At 67.2% G+C, this 16,281-nt stretch carries 16 protein-coding genes; 11 read left to right on the forward strand and 5 right to left on the reverse strand.

Features of this window, described 5'->3' with window-relative positions; genetic code table 11:
* Positions 1-44 precede the first annotated feature (44 nt).
* The 4 genes from AC1RAA_RS23415 to otsA all read left to right on the forward strand — a co-directional run bounded on the left by AC1RAA_RS23415 (position 45) and on the right by otsA (position 5,482).
* Entirely contained in the window at positions 45-1,316 is a 1,272-nt protein-coding gene (locus AC1RAA_RS23415) for a multifunctional CCA addition/repair protein (protein ID WP_062477956.1), read from the forward strand.
* Positions 1,317-1,389: 73 nt separating this feature from the next.
* The gene (gene otsB / locus AC1RAA_RS23420) at positions 1,390-2,181 is read left to right on the forward strand and encodes a trehalose-phosphatase (protein WP_139705317.1); all 792 of its coding nucleotides are present in this window, start codon (positions 1,390-1,392) and stop codon (positions 2,179-2,181) included.
* Complete coding sequence (locus tag AC1RAA_RS23425) at positions 2,178-4,100, forward strand: glycoside hydrolase family 15 protein (protein ID WP_492732225.1); 1,923 nt, start codon at positions 2,178-2,180, stop codon at positions 4,098-4,100. The genes otsB and AC1RAA_RS23425 overlap by 4 nt, the downstream gene beginning before the upstream one ends.
* Complete coding sequence (gene otsA, locus AC1RAA_RS23430; RefSeq protein ID WP_307583131.1) at positions 4,097-5,482, forward strand: alpha,alpha-trehalose-phosphate synthase (UDP-forming); 1,386 nt, start codon at positions 4,097-4,099, stop codon at positions 5,480-5,482. The genes AC1RAA_RS23425 and otsA overlap by 4 nt, the downstream gene beginning before the upstream one ends.
* A gap of 18 nt (positions 5,483-5,500) precedes the next feature.
* Here otsA and AC1RAA_RS23435 read toward each other — a convergent pair whose 3' ends face one another.
* Positions 5,501-5,983, reverse strand: a complete 483-nt coding sequence (locus AC1RAA_RS23435) for an Lrp/AsnC family transcriptional regulator (protein WP_492732223.1) — start codon at positions 5,981-5,983, stop codon at positions 5,501-5,503.
* 141 nt (positions 5,984-6,124) lie between these two features.
* Here AC1RAA_RS23435 and glmS point away from each other — a divergent pair, with 141 nt between their 5' ends.
* Complete coding sequence (gene glmS, locus AC1RAA_RS23440; RefSeq protein WP_062481190.1) at positions 6,125-8,005, forward strand: glutamine--fructose-6-phosphate transaminase (isomerizing); 1,881 nt, start codon at positions 6,125-6,127, stop codon at positions 8,003-8,005.
* A 245-nt stretch (positions 8,006-8,250) separates the two neighbouring features.
* Here the strand turns inward: glmS and AC1RAA_RS23445 are convergent, their stop codons facing one another.
* On the reverse strand, positions 8,251-9,057 hold the full coding sequence (locus AC1RAA_RS23445) for a DUF1266 domain-containing protein (RefSeq protein WP_492732222.1): 807 nt from the start codon (positions 9,055-9,057) through the stop codon (positions 8,251-8,253).
* A gap of 3 nt (positions 9,058-9,060) precedes the next feature.
* Positions 9,061-9,582, reverse strand: a complete 522-nt coding sequence (locus tag AC1RAA_RS23450; RefSeq protein WP_492732221.1) for a hypothetical protein — start codon at positions 9,580-9,582, stop codon at positions 9,061-9,063.
* Between the two features lie 315 nt (positions 9,583-9,897).
* Between AC1RAA_RS23450 and AC1RAA_RS23455 the strand changes: the two genes are divergently transcribed.
* From AC1RAA_RS23455 to AC1RAA_RS23475, 5 genes are all read left to right on the forward strand, one after another.
* Complete coding sequence (locus tag AC1RAA_RS23455) at positions 9,898-10,284, forward strand: hypothetical protein (RefSeq protein WP_492732220.1); 387 nt, start codon at positions 9,898-9,900, stop codon at positions 10,282-10,284.
* A gap of 235 nt (positions 10,285-10,519) precedes the next feature.
* Positions 10,520-11,203 carry a response regulator transcription factor gene (locus AC1RAA_RS23460; RefSeq protein ID WP_159274070.1) on the forward strand — a complete coding sequence of 228 codons (684 nt, stop codon included), beginning with the start codon at positions 10,520-10,522 and terminating at the stop codon, positions 11,201-11,203.
* On the forward strand, positions 11,200-12,573 hold the full coding sequence (locus tag AC1RAA_RS23465; protein WP_492732219.1) for a sensor histidine kinase: 1,374 nt from the start codon (positions 11,200-11,202) through the stop codon (positions 12,571-12,573). The genes AC1RAA_RS23460 and AC1RAA_RS23465 overlap by 4 nt, the downstream gene beginning before the upstream one ends.
* A 138-nt stretch (positions 12,574-12,711) precedes the next feature.
* A complete protein-coding gene (locus tag AC1RAA_RS23470) occupies positions 12,712-13,200 on the forward strand; it encodes a tripartite tricarboxylate transporter TctB family protein (RefSeq protein WP_062481184.1) in 489 nt (162 codons plus the stop codon).
* Positions 13,201-13,233: 33 nt separating this feature from the next.
* Entirely contained in the window at positions 13,234-14,745 is a 1,512-nt protein-coding gene (locus tag AC1RAA_RS23475; RefSeq protein WP_492732217.1) for a tripartite tricarboxylate transporter permease, read from the forward strand.
* A gap of 29 nt (positions 14,746-14,774) precedes the next feature.
* Here the strand turns inward: AC1RAA_RS23475 and AC1RAA_RS23480 are convergent, their stop codons facing one another.
* A complete protein-coding gene (locus tag AC1RAA_RS23480) occupies positions 14,775-15,287 on the reverse strand; it encodes a bacteriohemerythrin (protein ID WP_307695548.1) in 513 nt (170 codons plus the stop codon).
* A gap of 118 nt (positions 15,288-15,405) precedes the next feature.
* On the opposite strand from AC1RAA_RS23480, the gene AC1RAA_RS23485 reads away from it, so the two are divergent.
* Positions 15,406-15,837 (forward strand): YbaN family protein, encoded by a 432-nt coding sequence (locus AC1RAA_RS23485; RefSeq protein WP_370869682.1) that lies wholly within the window; start codon positions 15,406-15,408, stop codon positions 15,835-15,837.
* Here the strand turns inward: AC1RAA_RS23485 and AC1RAA_RS23490 are convergent, their stop codons facing one another.
* Positions 15,838-16,245 carry an outer membrane protein assembly factor BamE gene (locus AC1RAA_RS23490; protein ID WP_159273917.1) on the reverse strand — a complete coding sequence of 136 codons (408 nt, stop codon included), beginning with the start codon at positions 16,243-16,245 and terminating at the stop codon, positions 15,838-15,840. It abuts the gene before it with no gap.
* Between the last annotated feature and the right edge of the window lie 36 nt (positions 16,246-16,281).

Below are 16,281 nucleotides of genomic sequence, written 5' to 3' on the forward strand. Positions count from 1 at the left end.
CGACCGTTCTTTTTGTGCAGGGAGAGTATCCCTACACTGCACTCATGAACATTTTTCTCGTCGGCGGTGCACTGCGCGACCGGCTGCTGGGCCGCCCCGTTTCCGACCACGACTGGCTGGTGGTGGGCGCCACGCCCGAGGCCATGGTGGCGCGCGGCTACCTGCCCGTGGGGCGCGACTTCCCCGTGTTTCTGCATCCGCGCACGCGCGAGGAATACGCGCTGGCCCGCACCGAGCGCAAGAGCGCGCCGGGCTACCGCGGCTTCGTGGTGCATGCGGCGCCCGACGTCACGCTGGAGCAGGACCTCGCCCGGCGCGACCTGACCGTCAACGCCATCGCGCTGCCCGCCGAGCACGTGGGCGCCGACGGCAGCTTCGACCCTCGTCCCGAGACCCTGGCCGACCCCTTCCACGGTCAGCGCGACCTGCGCGACAAGGTGCTGCGCCATGTGACCGACGCCTTCCGCGAAGACCCGGTGCGCATCCTGCGCGTGGCGCGCTTTGCCGCGCGCTTCGACGACTTCACCGTCGCGCCCGAAACCATGGCGCTCATGCGCGAGATGGTCGCGGCCGGCGAGGTCGATGCGCTGGTGCCCGAGCGCGTGTGGCAGGAGCTCGCGCGCGGCCTGATGGAAACGCGCCCCTCGCGCATGTTCGAGGTGCTGCGCGACTGCGGCGCGCTTGCCGTGCTGCTGCCCGAGGTCGACCGGCTGTGGGGCGTGCCGCAACCGGCGCAGCACCACCCCGAGATCGACACCGGCGTGCACCTGATGATGGTGCTTGACACCAGCGCGCGGCTGGGCGCCACGCTGCCCGTGCGCTTCGCCTGCCTGATGCACGACCTCGGCAAGGGCACCACGCCCGCCGACATGCTGCCGCGCCACATCAACCACGAGCTGCGCAGCGTCGACCTGCTGCAGGCCGTGTGCGAACGCTGGCGCGTGCCGGTGGAGCTGCGCGAGCTGGCCGAGGTGGTGGCGCGCGAGCACGGCAACATCCACCGCAGCGGCGCGCTCGACGCGACGCCGCTGGTGCGCCTGCTGGAGCGCTGCGACGCCTTCCGCAAGCCGGCGCGCTTCGCCGAGGCGCTGCTGGCCTGCGAATGCGACGCGCGCGGCCGGCTCGGCTTCGAGGACACCGCCTACCCGCAACGCCCGCGCCTGCTCGCGGTGCTCGCGGCCGCCCAGGCCGTGGCCACCGACGTGGTGGCGCGCGAGGCGCAGCAGGCCGGCGCCACCGGGCCGCGCATCGGCGAGGCGATCCACCGCGCGCGCATCGCGGCGGTGAAGGCCTCGTTGCCGGCCACGGCCGACTGAATCCCCGCCATCGGCGCACGCCGGGACTTTGGCCGACACGCGCCGCGTGCGAGCCGTGCTATGGTTTTTCCCAATGCCAAAGTCCTCCAGCAGCAACGCCCAGTTGCCACCTCCGCCGGGCCGGGACGCCGCCCTTTTTCTCGACTTCGACGGCACGCTGGTCGGCCTCGCCGCCACGCCTGAAGCCATCGAGGTGCCGCCCGCCCTCGTGCCCCTGCTGAGCGACCTGCGCGACCTGCTCGGCGGCGCGCTCGCCGTGGTGTCGGGGCGCCAGATCGATGCCATCGACCGTTTTCTCGCGCCGCTGCGGCTGCCCGCGGCCGGCGAGCACGGCGTGCAGCGCCGCGATGCCAAAGGCGGCATGCAGGAGCAGCGCCCGCCCGACCTTGTGCCGATCCTGGACGTGGCCAACGAACTCGCACGCATCCACGAAGGCCTGCTGGTGGAGCGCAAGCACGGCGCCATCGCGCTGCACTACCGGCTCGCGCCGCAGCTGGAGGCCGTGTGCCGCGACGCGATGGCGCGCGCCATCGAAGGTCGTCCGCAGCTCGAGCTCATGCACGGCAAGTTCGTGTTCGAAGTGAAGCCTTCGGGCGTGAACAAGGGCCTCGCGATCGAAGCCTTCATGACCGAAGCGCCGTTCGCGGGCCGCACGCCGGTCTTTGCGGGCGACGACACCACCGACGAGAGCGGCTTTGCCGTCGTGCAGCCGCGCGGCGGCGTCGCGATCAAGGTCGGCGCCGGGCCGAGCCTGGCGCTGCACCGGCTCGAATCGCCGCGCGCGGTCTACGAATGGCTGGTGCAGGCGCGCGACCTGCTGGCCGCGCCTGCCCCCCAGACACCATCACCGAGGAAGCCCGCATGAGCGAACAACAACTGCCGAAGGCTCCGGAGGACCGCGCGGGCGACGCCCTGGCCGGCGCGGCAGGCCCCGACGACCAGGCGCCCGTCGACGCCGCGAAAGTGGCTGCGGCCCCGCCGCGCGGCTTTGCGCCGCCGGCCGAGCCTTCGCTCAATGTCGGCGTGATCGGCAACTGCGCCTACAGCGCGCTCATCGATGCGCGCGCCCGCGCCGTCTGGTGCTGCCTGCCGCGCTTCGACGGCGACCCGGTCTTCAACGCGCTGCTGCACCCCGGCGAGGAGGCCGGCGCCTGGGCCATCGAGATCGAGGACTTCGCCTCCAGCAAGCAGTGGTACGAGCCCAACACCGCCGTGCTGCGCACGCAGCTGTTCGACAGCGCGGGGCAGGGCATCGAGATCACCGACTTCGCGCCGCGCTTTCACAGCCGCTCGCGCTATTTCCGCCCGCTCATGATGGTGCGCCGCGTGCGCCCGATTGCCGGCGCGCCGCGCATCCGCGTGGCGCTCGACCCGCGCTTCCAGTGGGGCGCTTCGGCGCCGACCGAGGTCACGCGCGGCAGCAACCACATCCGCTATGTCGGGCCCGACGTGACCTTGCGGCTGAACACCGACGCGTCGATCTCGCACATCCTGTCGCGCCAGCCCTTCGTGATCTCGCGCGAGTACAACTTCATGTTCGGCGTGGACGAGACGCTGCTCGAAGGCATCGCCGACACCGCGCGCAAGTTCGAGCAGGAAACCATCGCCTACTGGCGCACCTGGAGCAAGCGCCTGGCCATTCCCTTCGAGTACCAGGACGCGGTGATCCGCGCGGCCATCACGCTCAAGCTCTCGCTGTACGAGGACACCGGCGCCATCGTGGCCGCCATGACCACCAGCATCCCCGAGGCGCCGGGCAGCCAGCGCAACTGGGACTACCGCTACTGCTGGCTGCGCGACGCCTTCTTCGTGGTGCGCGCGCTCAACTCGCTGAGCGAGGTGGGCACGATGGAAGACTATTTGCGCTGGCTCGGCAACGTGGTGATCGGCTCGCACGGCGAGCACATCCAGCCGCTGTACGGCATCGGGCTGGAGCGTGAGCTGCCCGAGTCCTTCGTCGAGGGCCTGCCCGGCTACCGCGGCATGGGTCCGGTGCGCGTGGGCAACCAGGCGCAGGAGCACTTCCAGCACGACGTGTACGGCAACATCGTGCTCGGCGCGGCGCAGGCTTTTCATGACCACCGGCTGCTGAGCCGCGCGGGCGTGGCCGAGTTTCCGCACCTGGAGGCCGTGGGCGAGCAGGCGGTGCGCGTGTACGGCACGCCCGACGCCGGCATGTGGGAGCTGCGCACGCGCGCCCGCGTGCACACCAGCTCGGCGCTCATGAGCTGGGCCGCCTGCGACCGCCTCGCCAAGATCGCGCGCACGCTGGAGCTACCCGAACGCGCCGCCTACTGGCACGGCCATGCGGCACGCATGAAGGAAGAAATCCTGGCCAAGTCATGGTGCGAAGAGCGCCAGGCCTTTGCCGAAAGCTTCGGCGGGCACGAGCTCGACGCGAGCATCCTGCTGATGGTCGAGGTGGGCCTGATCGATGCGCGCGACCCGCGCTTCATCTCCACCGTCGACGCCATGGAAAAGTCGCTGTGCGACGGCCCCTACATGCGCCGCTACGAAGCCGCCGACGACTTCGGCAAGCCCGAAACCGCCTTCAACATCTGCACCTTCTGGCGCATCGACGCGCTGGCCAAGATCGGCCGCAAGGCCGAGGCGCGCCAGATCTTCGAGACCATGCTCGCCGCACGCAACCCGCTGGGGCTGCTTTCGGAAGACACGCACCCGGTCACGGGCGAGATGTGGGGCAACTTTCCGCAGACCTATTCGATGGTCGGCATCATCAATGCGGCCGTGCGCCTGTCCGCTCCCTGGGATTCGTGCATATGAGTCGTCTCGTCGTTGTTTCGAACCGCGTGGCCGACCCGCGCAAGCCCGCCGCCGGCGGCCTGGCCGTGGCCCTGGGCGAGAGCCTGCAGCAAAGCGGCGGCCTGTGGTTCGGCTGGAGTGGGCAGATCGTCGAAGGCGGGCCCACGGGCGAAGGCGAGATGCACAAGCAGCAGGCCGGCAAGGTGACGCTGGCCACGCTCGACCTGAGCCGCGACGACCATGACAGCTACTACCTGGGCTACAGCAACGACGTGCTCTGGCCGGTGTTCCACAACCGCCTGGACCTGGCGCATTTCGATGCCGGCTTCATCGGCGGCTACCGGCGCGTGAACCAGCTGTTCGCGCGCAAGCTGATGCCGTTGCTGAAGGATGACGACATCATCTGGATCCACGACTACCACCTGATGCCGCTGGCCGCCGAGCTGCGCGCCATGGGCTGCAAGCAGCGCATCGGTTTCTTCCTGCACATTCCGCTGCCGCCGCAGATCATCATCGCGGCCATTCCGCAGCATGAATGGCTGATGCGCTCGCTGTTCTCGTACGACCTGATCGGCTTCCAGGCGCAGCAGGACGTGCAGCACTTCGAGCACTACGTGCGCAACGAGGCTCATGGCGAGTACCTGGGCAACGACATGTACCGCGCCTACGGGCAGACGGTGCGCTGCAACGCCTTCCCCATCGGCATCGACGTGGACGAGTTCGCGGCGCTCACGCACGCCAAGGAGTCGCGCGACATGTACGAGACCATGAAGCGCGAGTACTCGAGCCGCCGGCTGCTGCTGGGCATCGACCGGCTCGACTACTCGAAGGGCATTCCGCAGCGCGTTCGCTCGTTCCGCGAGCTGCTGGCCAACTACCCCGAGAACCGCCGCAGCGCCACGCTGATCCAGATCGCCTCGCCCACGCGCGAGACCGTCGACGCCTACGCCGACATCCGCAAGGAACTCGAATCGCTGTGCGGCGCCATCAACGGCGACTACGGCGAGCTCGACTGGATGCCCGTGCGCTACATCCACCGCATGGTGGCGCGGCGCCGCGTGCCCGGCCTGTGCCGCGCGGCGGCCGTGGGGCTGGTGACGCCGCTGCGCGACGGCATGAACCTCGTGGCCAAGGAATACATCGCGGCGCAGGACCCGGCCGACCCCGGCGTGCTGGTGCTGTCGCGCTTCGCCGGCGCGGCCGAGCAGCTGAAGGAAGCGCTGCTGGTGAATCCGTACGACACGCACGGCACGGCCGAGACGGTGCAGCAGGCGCTGCAGATGCCGCTGGAAGAGCGGCGCGAGCGACACCAGAAGCTGCTGTCGCGCATCCGGGCGCAGGACATCCACTGGTGGCGGCGCACCTTCCTCGAAGCGCTGCGCGAGGCGGCGAGCGAGCGCTGATCGGGTCGGGAACCCGCGTCAGCCCAGCGGCACGCGGGCCCCGAACTTCGCGCGCTTGAGGCTGAAGAACGCCTTCACGTTGCGCACGTTGGCGTCGGCCGTGAACAGCCGCTGCGTCAGCGCGCCGTAGCCGGGCATGTCGCGCGCCACCACCACCAGCACGAAATCGGGGCCCGGCGACACGCGCCAGCACTGCTGCACCGCATCGTCCGCGATCACGCGGGCCTCGAAGGCGTCGAGCGCGGCGGCGTCCTGCCGGTCCAATGAAATCTCCACCACCGCCTGCAGGCCGTGGCCCAGCACCGTGGCGAGGCGGTCGGGCGAGAGCAGGGCGACCTGGCGCTCGATGAGTCCTTCCTGCCGCAGGCGCTGCACACGGCGCAGGCAGGTCGGCGGCGAGATGCCGACCTCGGCCGCCAGGCGCTGGTTGGTCTGCGAGGCGTCGTTCTGGAGCGCGTCGAGCAGCTTGAGGTCGATGGCGTCGAGGGAGAATAATTCCATATGAGTTGAAATTATGGAATAAAACTCCATCTATGGGTTTTGGTGAAATAAAAGTCCGAAACTGAGGAAATTTAGACGCCATATTTCTTGGGCGTCTACCTACCATCGAGCCCTTCTGTTCTTCAAGACAAGGTACACCCCATGTGCGGCATCGTCGGCGCAGCCTCCCATCGCGACATCGTTCCGGTCCTGGTCCAGGGCCTTCAGCGGCTCGAGTACCGCGGCTATGACTCCTGCGGCGTCGCGGTGCATGCCGGCGGCCTGAGCCGCGCGCGCACCACCTCGCGCGTGGCCGACCTGCTGACCCAGGTGCGCGACGACAAGGTCGAAGGCCTCACCGGCATCGCCCACACGCGCTGGGCCACCCACGGCGCACCGGCCGTGCACAACGCGCACCCCCACTTCAGCCACGGCGTCGGCGCCGACGCGCCGGCCGCGCGCCCGGGCCGCATCGCGCTCGTACACAACGGCATCATCGAGAACCACGAGCCGCTGCGCGCCGCGCTCGAGGCCAAGGGCTACGTGTTCGAGAGCCAGACCGACACCGAGGTCATCGCCCACCTCGTCGACAGCCTCTACAACGGCGACCTGTTCGAAGCCGTCAAGGCCGCCGTGCTGCAACTGCATGGCGCCTACGCCATTGCCGTCATCTGCCGCGACGAACCGCAGCGCGTCATCGGTGCGCGCGCCGGCTCGCCGCTGATCCTGGGCGCGGGCAAGGACGGCACCGAAAACTTCCTGGCCAGCGACGCCATGGCACTGGCCGGCGTGACCGACCAGATCGTGTACCTCGAAGAAGGCGACGTGGTCGACCTGCAGCCGGGCAAGTACTGGATCGTCGACAAGAACCACAAGCCCGTCACCCGCACCGTGCGCACCGTGCACGCCCACAGCGGCGCGGCCGAACTGGGCCCGTACCGCCACTACATGCAAAAGGAAATCTTCGAGCAGCCGCGCGCCATCGGCGACACGCTCGAAGGCGTCGAGGGCATCGTGCCCGAGCTGTTCGACGGCATCGGGCAGGACGGCGCCACCGGCGCGAGCGCGCACCGCGTGTTCCAGGACATCGACAAGATCCTCATCCTGGCCTGCGGCACCAGCTACTACAGCGGCTGCACCGCCAAGTACTGGCTCGAGAGCATCGCGAAGATCTCCACCCAGGTCGAGATCGCCAGCGAGTACCGCTACCGCGACTCCGTGCCCGACCCTAAGACGCTGGTCGTCACCATCAGCCAGTCGGGCGAAACCGCCGACACGCTGGCCGCGCTCAAGCACGCGCGCTCGCTGGGCATGGAACAGACGCTGACCATCTGCAACGTCGCCACCAGCGCGATGGTGCGCGAGTGCAAGCTGGCCTACATCACGCGCGCCGGCGTCGAAATCGGCGTGGCCTCGACCAAGGCCTTCACCACCCAGCTCGCGGGCCTGTTCCTGCTCACGCTGGCCATCGCGCAGTCCAAGAACCGCCTGAGCGCGCTCGACGAGGCGCGCTACCTGAAGGAAATGCGCCACCTGCCCGTCGCGCTGCAGTCGGTGCTCGCGCTCGAGCCGCAGATCATCGGCTGGGCCGAAGACTTCGCGCGCAAGGACAACGCCCTGTTCCTGGGCCGCGGCCTGCACTACCCGATCGCGCTCGAAGGCGCGCTCAAGCTCAAGGAAGTGACCTACATCCACGCCGAGGCCTACGCCGCCGGCGAACTCAAGCACGGCCCGCTCGCGCTCGTCACCAGCGAGATGCCCGTGGTCGCCGTGGCGCCGAACGATGCGCTGCTCGAAAAGCTCAAGAGCAACCTGCAGGAAGTGCGCGCCCGCGGCGGCGTGCTCTACGTGCTGGCCGACGGCGACACGCAGATCGCCAGCGGCGAAGGCCTGCACGTGATCCGCATGCCCGAGCACTACGGCGCGTTGTCGCCGCTGCTGCACGTGGTGCCGCTGCAGCTGCTGGCGTACCACACGGCGTGCGCGCGCGGGACCGACGTGGACAAGCCGCGCAACCTCGCGAAAAGCGTGACGGTGGAGTGAGCGTGCGTGGGCGGCGCGATCCTGATGATCTCGCCAAATAAAGTCTTGAACGCGTAAATAGCGTCGTAAATACTTTGAATTTGTTGATTTCCGTTTACGAGTAATCCAGTCCTCCATGCGAACAACGGCCGCAAGACATTGCGGCCGGTCAGTTCGCGATGGAAAGGTGGATCAAGCGTCCACGGAAATCAACAGGGAGTGATCCGACGAGCTGGATCTTTTCCAGCGCTGTCGTCGAATGCGACTCACAGAGGCGACAGCACCCAAGGGCTCCGTTCATCGGTCATGAGATCTTCGGCAATGCCGATGATTCCGCCCAGCGTCATATTCTGACCCGCCCAACTGGCCCGGCCAATGATGTAGCTCTTTGCAAACTGCGGCCAGGACGAAAAATTCGAGCGCAATTCTTTGTCTGCATGCGAAAGAATGCGATCGAATTCAGCCTGCTCGATGTATTTGCGGTCCAATGACATCCTCGCAACCGTGACGAGGCGGCCCAGATCCCAGGCAAGGATGCCGGCGCTGTAATCCTTGGGAAGGTACGAGCCATTGACTTTGTCTTCGAGAAGACGAAAAACGGATCGCAAATTCTCCAGCATCTCCAAGGCCTGCTCCAAAGCCGAAAAAACGAGGTCTTTTTCCTCACACGGCCCCTGCGCGGCAATCTGCTCGCGCACCGTTTTCGGGGAGCCGTATCGACCGCTGGCGATCAAGGCCTCGAGAACCTCCTGGCGCTCCTCTCCTGAAGCACCATCGCTGTAAATACGAAAAACAATGTCGTAAAAAAAGCGATGGCCATGGCGACCGAGTGACGCCAGGGTTTCAGCAGCCTCCTGGGGCGAGCGTATGCCCCAGTGCGAGCCAAGTCCCTCGGCGAGCGCATCGTCCGACAGCCCCGTTGCGTAGCTGTCGCAATACGCCATGATCTGTTCGGAGTTGATGAGCCCCGCTTGAAGTGCGCGCTGCGCCGCCGGATCCGCGGCGGCCCCATCGGGGCAATTTCTGTATTTTTTGCCGGAAACTATCTGGAACAACTTCTTCAAGAAACCCATGGGTCAGATTTGCTTGAAGGTGGCATTGACGGCGCGATGCTTGAGCGCATTCACAAGAACTTCAAAGTCTGAATCCTTCACCATGTGAATGGCATCGAACTCATGCTTCTTGGGTGCCATCGACGGCGTGCTGATTTCTACTGTTTTCTCCGCACTCGATGTGGAGGTTTCCGGGATGTCCGTGATGGTGACTTGATTGATGGCGTCATAGCCCACGGTGGTCAGTACGCCCGAGAATTTCTTGACGGTCGTGAAAGACATGCCCTTTTCATCAAGAACAATGCTGGCGCCCTGGCTGTTGGCTGCGCGCTTCTTGAAAAGTGTTCCGACCGTAAGGTACGTGACGTAAGCCCCGATCAACATGAGAACGCCATTGGCCACGCCGGTCGGCAGGTGAAGCCGAAGGGTGCCTATTTTCAGATCCGCAATCGGATAAAAAATGGCGGCAATGATAATTGCCGGGCCAATCAGGCCGAAAACGTACTCGAGAATCGAGTACTCCATCTTGTAATTGATGGTGTGCATGTAGCATTTTTCCTTATAGTTGATTTGGCCGGGCGATCGCCCGGTAGGTAGTCGGTCCTGCAAAATTCCTCCAACCCCCGGACTAATGTAACAAATCGCGTCTTGGTGCCGCCGGCCTGCTTTACCTCCAATGCGCCTGCAGAGGCTTCGCCTGCCTTCGTGCGCAACACGTGCATCGCGATGGCGGTAAGCGCACTTCTGGCTGCTTGCGGTTCACACGATTCCCAGCCGCCCGAGCGAACGCGACCCGCGCCTGCTGCCTCCACCACGGTGGTGCTGCCGCCCGTCGCGTACGGACATGACCAGGGCCGCCGGATGTCCGAAGCCGATGACGCGTGCGGCGTGCCGGACCCGCTGCGTCAGGCCGTGCAAGATCAGTTGAAGGCGCGGTATGAGGTTGTGCGCCCCGTGCCGGGGCCCGGCAGGGAGGCCGCCCTTTTGCTGAAGATCGACATCATGGACATCGTGACCGTCAGCGCCGGCGGCCCCACGATCGTGGTCATCCATGCGGTGCTTGAACGACCGGGACTGCCCCCTGCGCAATTCAAGGCCCTGCGCCAAGTGCACATCCCCTACGCGGATATCACGGCGGAGACGACCGAATGCAGCGCAATGGACGCAGTGATTCAAGGGTTGGGCGTGGACGTTGCGAAATGGATGCGCAAGCCGGTGGACGGGGTGTCTCTGGTGAACGGAGAGTGAGTGTGGTCTTCGACTTGATGGGTCCAGATCAGCTCCTCGCACACGCGACCACGCGACCGCGCGGCCTTCATGGACAAACGGTAATGAAACGTGGGCCTTTCCCGCTTCCAGCTGGGCTAGGATTTGTGTCGCACGCCCCTGCATTCCAGGGGCCGCAACGTGAGCACAACCGCACCGCCATCCATGGGTATTTTTTGCCGTGGCCGCACCGACTGACGTGCTCGGCCCCACCGTCATCTGGAACTGCCTCATCGTCGAGGACGATGCCGACAACGCGCGCTACATCGCCGAAGGCTTCCGCTCGCTCGGCCACGTGGCGGTGATCAGCCGCGACGGCGCGGATGCGTTCGCGCGCGCCACGGGCGAGACGTGGGACCTGGTCATCCTCGACCGCATGCTGCCCAACGACGTGGACGGCCTGTCGATCCTCACCACGATGCGCGCCCTCGGCAAGAAGACGCCGGTGCTGGTGCTCAGCGCATTGAGCGCGCTCGACGAGCGCGTGCGCGGGCTCAAGGCCGGCGGCGACGACTACCTGGCCAAGCCCTTTGCTTTTTCCGAACTCGCGGCGCGCGCCGAGGCGCTGGTGCGCCGTTCGCGCAGCGGGCCCGAGATCCGCACGCTGCAGCTGGCCGACCTCACGCTCGACCTGGCGCGCCGCCACGTGGAGCGCGGCGGCCGGCCCATCGCGCTGCAGCCGCGCGAGTTCAGGCTGCTGGCCTATCTCATGATGCATCCGGGCCAGGTGGTCACGCGCACCATGCTGCTCGAGGCCGTGTGGGACTACCAGTTCGATCCGCAGACCAACGTGATCGACGTGCAGGTGAGCCGCCTGCGCGGCAAGCTCGATGCGGGCGGCGCGCCGACGCTGATCCACACCGTGCGCGGCGTGGGCTACACGCTGGCCGCGCCGCAATGACCCGGGCCTTGCGCCAGCTGTGGCGCTCGGTCGGCTTTCGCCTGGCCTTCTACTACGGCCTGCTCGTGGCCATCACGATGCTGGCCGCGCTGGCCATCGTCTACATGCAGACCGTGGGCGTGCTGCAGCAACGCATGGTGCGGCAGGTGGCTGCCAGCGTGCAGCAGCTGGTGGTGCGCTACGAAGCGCGCGGCGCCGAGGGCGTGGCGGGCGAGATCGCCCATGCGCTCTCCGACGGCCGCAACTCCGACAACGAGATCTACCTGCTCACCGACCGCGAGGGCCACAAGCGCGCGGGCAACCTCGACCAGATGCCCTCGCTGGCGCCCGATGCGGGCGACGGCGTGCACCGCCGCGTGGTGCGCGCGGGCCAGACTGTCATCGCCTATCTCGTGATGCGCCCGCTGCCCGACGGCGGCATGCTCGTGGTGGGGCACGACCTGCGCGATCAGGAGTCGATCGAATCATTGGTGGCCAGCGCCAGCGCGGCGGCGGGCATCGTGGCGGTGCTGCTGCTCATCGGCGGCACCTTCGTCTTCCGCCAGGAGCTGGAGCGCAGCGTGGGCGCGGTGCGGCGCACGGCCGCGCGCATCGCGGCGGGCGAGCTGCAGGAGCGCGTGGCGCCTTCGGGGCAGGAGGACGAGTTCGCGCTGCTGGAGGGCGACATCAACGCGATGCTCGACCGCATCCAGTCGCTGATGGACGGCGTGCGCCATGTGTCCAACACCATCGCGCACGACCTGCGCACGCCGCTCACGCGCGTGCTGGTGCGCCTGCGTGCGGTGGAGGCGGGGCTCGGCGACGCCCACCATCCGCAGCGCGAGCCTGTGGCCACCGCCATCCGCGAGCTCGAGGAGCTGGCGGTGATGTTCGAGAAGCTGCTGCAGATCGCTGAGGTCGAGGCCGGTGCGCGGCGCCAGCAGTTCGCGCCGGTGGCGCTGCATGTCATCGCCGACGACGTGGCGGAGCTGTACGAGGCGGTGGCCGAGGTGCGGGGCATCGCGCTGCTGCGCGAGCCGGCCGACCGCGCCATCGCGCTGGGCGACCGCGACCTGCTCGCGGGCGCGGCGGCCAACCTGCTCGACAACGCGCTGAAGTACGGCGGGGCCGGCGCCACCGTGCGCATCGGCACGCACACGGTCGACGGGCGTGCGCAGCTGTTCGTGCAGGACGACGGCCCCGGCATTCCGAGCGCCGAGTACGAGCGCCTGGGCGTGCGCTTCCATCGGCTGGACCACAGCACGCCGGGCCACGGCCTGGGGCTCGCGAGCGTGCAGGCGGTGGTGGCGCTGCACGGCGGTCGCCTGCAGTTCGGCGATGCCCGCCCGGGCCTGCGCGCCTGCATCGACCTGCCGACGGCGGACGGCTGAGCGGCGCCTTCACCGTCTTCTTGCGCCTCGAACATTGCCGAATGGCAATGCTTTGTTCATACACACCGCCGCGCTGAATTCCTAGGATCGCTGACGCACATCCTGTGCCGATCAACGCAGTTCCAGGAGACATCAACGGTGAGAATCAAGAGTCAGAGAGACTTCTGCTCGGGCGTGCTTTTCAGCGCCTTCGGCGTGGCCTTCGCATGGGGCGCCACGACCTACAACGTGGGCACCGGCGCCCGCATGGGCCCCGGCTACTTTCCGCTCATCGTGGGCATCCTCATCGCGTGCATGGGCGTGCTGATCACGTTCAAGGCCCTCACGGTCGAGACCGCCGACGGCGAACCCGTGGGCCGCATCGCATGGAAGCCGCTGCTGTTCATCATCGGCGCCAACCTGGTGTTCGGCGTGCTGCTCGGCGGGCTGCCGAGCATCGGCTTGCCGTCGATGGGGCTCATCGTCGCGATCTATGCGCTGACCTTCATCGCGAGCCTGGCGGGCGACAGCTTCGGCTGGAAGGGCGTGACCCTGCTGGCGACCGTGCTCGCGCTCGGCAGCTACCTGGCCTTCGTGGTGGCACTGAAGCTGCAGTTCCAGGTGTGGCCCACCTTCATCGCTGGCTGACCCGCGCAGAACAACAAGAAATCCAAGAGAACAATGGACCTGATTACCAATCTTTCGATCGGCTTCGGCGTGGCCTTCACCGCGCAGAACCTTGTCTATGCCTTCGTCGGCTGCCTGCTGGGCACGCTGATCGGCGTGCTCCCGGGCATCGGCCCCGTGGCCACCATCGCGATGCTGCTGCCCGCCACCTACGCGCTGCCGCCCGTGTCGGCGCTCATCATGCTGGCCGGCATCTATTACGGCGCGCAGTACGGCGGCTCGACCACCGCCATTCTGGTCAACCTGCCGGGTGAATCGTCGTCGGTGGTGACCGTGATCGACGGCTACCAGATGGCGCGCAAGGGCAGGGCCGGGCCGGCGCTCGCTGCGGCGGGCCTGGGCTCGTTCTTCGCGGGCTGCGTCGGCACGCTGATCCTGGCCGCCTTCGCGCCGCCGCTGACGGAGCTGGCCTTCAAGTTCGGTCCGGCCGAGTACTTCTCGCTGATGATCCTGGGCCTGATCGGCGCCGTGGTGCTGGCGTCGGGTTCGCTGCTCAAGGCCATCACGATGATCCTGCTCGGGCTGGCACTGGGCCTCGTGGGCACCGACGTCAACTCGGGCGTGGCGCGCTACAGCTTCGACATTCCCGAGCTGACCGACGGCATCGGCTTCATCGCGATCGCGATGGGCGTGTTCGGCTACGGCGAGATCATCGCCAACCTGGCCGTGCCCGAGCATGAGCGCGAGGTGTTCACCGCCAAGGTCAAGGGCCTGTGGCCCACCAAGGAAGACTTCCGACGCATGACGCCCGCTGTGCTGCGCGGCACCGCGCTGGGTTCGGCCCTGGGCATCCTGCCGGGCGGCGGTGCGCTGCTGTCGGCCTTCGCGGCCTACACCATCGAGAAGCGCATCAAGCTCAAGCAGGGCGAAGTGCCCTTCGGCAAGGGCAACATCCGCGGCGTGGCGGGGCCGGAGTCGGCCAACAACGCCGGTGCGCAGACCTCCTTCATTCCGCTGCTGACGCTGGGCATTCCGCCCAACGCGGTGATGGCGCTGATGGTCGGTGCGATGACCATCCACAACATCCAGCCGGGCCCGCAGGTGATGACCAGCAACCCCGAGCTGTTCTGGGGCCTGATCGCCTCGATGTGGATCGGCAACCTGATGCTCATCGTGCTGAACCTGCCGATGATCGGCATCTGGATCAAGCTGCTGACCATTCCCTACAAGTGGCTCTTTCCGTCGATCGTGCTGTTCTGCGCGGTGGGCGTGTACTCGGAGAACAACAACACCTTCGACGTGTGGATGGTCGCGATCTTCGGCATCGTGGGCTACCTGTTCCTCAAGCTCAAGTGCGAGCCCGCGCCGCTGCTGCTGGGCTTCATCCTCGGGCCGATGATGGAAGAGAACCTGCGCCGCGCGCTGCTGCTGTCGCGCGGCGACTGGAGCGTGTTCGTCATGCGCCCGCTGTCGGCGGGGCTGCTGGCCGCGGCGGCGCTGTTGCTCGTCGTGGTGCTGCTGCCTTCGGTGAAGGCCAAGCGCGAAGAAGCCTTCGTGGAGGAGTGATGCGGCGGTGGCGCGACGTCAGAGCCGCGTCACCCGCCGAACAGGCGCCGCATCCACCCCATCTTGACCTGCCCCGCGGCGCCGCCTTGCTGCACCGCCTTGCGCACCTGCGCGTGGACCAGCACTTCCGCGGACGAATCCGTCGTGTGCAGGTGCGCTTTCACGGTCGGCACGTAGGCGCCGTCCTCATGGCGGATGTGGTTGAACAGCCAGCGCGAGAGCATGTCGTGCAGCTCGGCCAGCACCTCTTCGCCGTGCTCGAAGCGCGTGCGGAATTCGGTGACGCGGCGCACGAAGATCTCGTGCACCTTCCGGTGCGGGCCCGTGAAGGGGTAGCCCGCGTCCTCGATCATGGCCTCCTCGAACGCGAAGTGCGAGGCGGTGTAGTCGATGGTCTCTTCGATGATCCGGCCCACGACTTTGCGGTCGTTCGTGCGGCGGGCATCGTCCAGCGCATTGATGTACTGCACGATGCGCTGGTGCTGCGTGTCGATCTCATGGATCCCCGTATTGAGCTCGGTCTTCCATACAAGGTGGGCCATGGTCTTCAGAACTTTGCAGGTGGATGTAAAAGTCCAGTATCGGCAGCCGAAAGCGGCGCGCGGTTGATCTGAATCAAGCGCGTCGGTGCGGTGAAAGAGAAAGAAAGACAATCGGCCCGTGACGCCCGCCGAAGACCCCCAGAACCCGCCCGCTGCCGTGGAGCCCCGGCCGTTGCCGCTGCTCGTGCGTTGGCTGCTGATGGTCTTTGCCGCGCTGTGCCTGGTGCTGGCCGCCATCGGCGTGGTCGCGCCGGGCATGCCGACCACGGTCTTCGTGCTGATGGCCGCCTGGGCCGCCGCGCGCAGCTCGCCGCGGCTGCACCGCTGGCTGCTGAATCACCGGCTCTTCGGGCCGCTGCTGCGTAACTGGGAGAACGGCCGCACCGTGAGCCGGCGCGCCAAGTGGAGCGCCACCGCGGCGATGGCGTTCTGCGCGGTCGTCATCGTATTGACGGCGCACAAGCCGTGGCTCGCGGGCGTCGCCATCGGCTCGATGGCGGTCGTGCTGACGTGGCTGTGGCGGCGGCCGGAGCCGCCGCAGGGCGGCTGATCAGCCCTTGGCCAGCTCGGCGCAGATCGCCGGGTTCCAGTGGAAGCTGCGCGCCTTGTAGGCCGTGTCGAAGATCACCTTGTAGCGGCAGCTCGTCGCACCGCCGCCCGAGCGGAAGTGAAAGACGTAGTCCCACTCGCGCACGGCGGCCATGCCTTCGTCGAAGTGCGGGCGGCCGATGAGCGCGTACAGCTGGTCCTTGGTGGCGCCGGGGCCGATGGCGCGCAGGTTCTCGCGGTTCGGAAAGCTGCCTTCGGTCTGCCAGGTCTGCTGCTGGTCGGCGCCGGGCCAGACGAGTTCGGTGGCCTTGCCGTCGCTGTCGATGCCGCGGCTCACGTACGAGGTGCAGCCGGCGAGCGTGAGCAAGGCCAGCAGCGCGGCGGTGGGCAGAAAAGAGGTGCGTGTCATGAAGGAGGAATGCGTGGGGCCTGGAGCGATGGCGGT

This window comes from Variovorax sp. GW823-FHT04F07 (genome assembly GCF_058795995.1).

Bases quoted from the DNA above. Each gene is read 5' to 3' on its own strand.
- AC1RAA_RS23415 (WP_062477956.1), top strand. From the start codon at position 45: ATGAACATTTTTCTCGTCGGCGGTGCACTGCGCGACCGGCTGCTGGGC.
- otsB (WP_139705317.1), top strand. From the start codon at position 1,390: ATGCCAAAGTCCTCCAGCAGCAACGCCCAGTTGCCACCTCCGCCGGGC.
- AC1RAA_RS23425 (WP_492732225.1), top strand. From the start codon at position 2,178: ATGAGCGAACAACAACTGCCGAAGGCTCCGGAGGACCGCGCGGGCGAC.
- otsA (WP_307583131.1), top strand. From the start codon at position 4,097: ATGAGTCGTCTCGTCGTTGTTTCGAACCGCGTGGCCGACCCGCGCAAG.
- AC1RAA_RS23435 (WP_492732223.1), bottom strand. From the start codon at position 5,983: ATGGAATTATTCTCCCTCGACGCCATCGACCTCAAGCTGCTCGACGCG.
- glmS (WP_062481190.1), top strand. From the start codon at position 6,125: ATGTGCGGCATCGTCGGCGCAGCCTCCCATCGCGACATCGTTCCGGTC.
- AC1RAA_RS23445 (WP_492732222.1), bottom strand. From the start codon at position 9,057: ATGGGTTTCTTGAAGAAGTTGTTCCAGATAGTTTCCGGCAAAAAATAC.
- AC1RAA_RS23450 (WP_492732221.1), bottom strand. From the start codon at position 9,582: ATGCACACCATCAATTACAAGATGGAGTACTCGATTCTCGAGTACGTT.
- AC1RAA_RS23455 (WP_492732220.1), top strand. From the start codon at position 9,898: ATGTCCGAAGCCGATGACGCGTGCGGCGTGCCGGACCCGCTGCGTCAG.
- AC1RAA_RS23465 (WP_492732219.1), top strand. From the start codon at position 11,200: ATGACCCGGGCCTTGCGCCAGCTGTGGCGCTCGGTCGGCTTTCGCCTG.
- AC1RAA_RS23475 (WP_492732217.1), top strand. From the start codon at position 13,234: ATGGACCTGATTACCAATCTTTCGATCGGCTTCGGCGTGGCCTTCACC.
- AC1RAA_RS23480 (WP_307695548.1), bottom strand. From the start codon at position 15,287: ATGGCCCACCTTGTATGGAAGACCGAGCTCAATACGGGGATCCATGAG.
- AC1RAA_RS23490 (WP_159273917.1), bottom strand. From the start codon at position 16,245: ATGACACGCACCTCTTTTCTGCCCACCGCCGCGCTGCTGGCCTTGCTC.